The organism is Kitasatospora arboriphila, assembly GCF_039528095.1.
GTDB classification, from domain to species: Bacteria; Actinomycetota; Actinomycetes; order Streptomycetales; family Streptomycetaceae; genus Kitasatospora; species Kitasatospora arboriphila.
In genome coordinates, this window is sequence record NZ_BAAALD010000262.1 from 1 (window position 1) to 668 (window position 668).

Annotated in this window: 1 protein-coding gene; it reads left to right on the forward strand. The window is 56.1% G+C overall.

The genetic code is table 11. From position 1 onward, the window contains the following. Positions 1 to 246: 246 nt before the first annotated feature. Positions 247 to 668, forward strand: a 422-nt coding sequence (locus ABD353_RS39855; protein WP_344628594.1) for a putative sulfate exporter family transporter, incomplete at its 3' end; no start/stop codon positions are given.

Below are 668 nucleotides of genomic sequence, written 5' to 3' on the forward strand. Positions count from 1 at the left end.
CCAACCTGAATAACCTTCCTTACTATGGTGACACAAATCGAGGCGGCTGACGGAAGGAAAATCCGCTTATATCACAAAATCATCGTCTTGCCGGCGAGACCGCCCCGCTTCTGCCTAACCCGCTCTCGCCCCGTTGTAACCGGCGAAGCGGCCATTAACCACTTATTACGATTGATTATAAACATATAATCAATTTTATATTTAATCCCGCGCGGCGTAACCTTTAGGCAGACAAAGGAGAAGGTTATGACAGCACTCACTTTACCCACCAAACATCGTTCCCTGTGGCATTTTGTCCCAGGCCTGGCGCTGACTGCCGCTCTGACCGGCGCCGCCCTGTGGGCCGGTAGTTTCCCGGCCATCGCCGGCGCAGGCTTTAGCGCCCTGACCCTCGCTATCCTGTTCGGGATGGTCGTCGGCAACACGGTCTACCCGAAAATCTGGCAGCCCTGCGACGGCGGGGTGACCTTCGCCAAGCAGCATCTGCTGCGCCTGGGGATCATCCTCTACGGCTTTCGCCTGACGTTCGCCCAGATTGCCGACGTCGGCGTGAGCGGTATTTTGATTGACGTTCTGACGCTCTCCAGTACCTTTTTTATCGCCTGCTTCCTTGGCCAGAAAGTGTTTGGTCTCGATAAACACACCCGCTGGCTGGTCGGCGCCGGCAG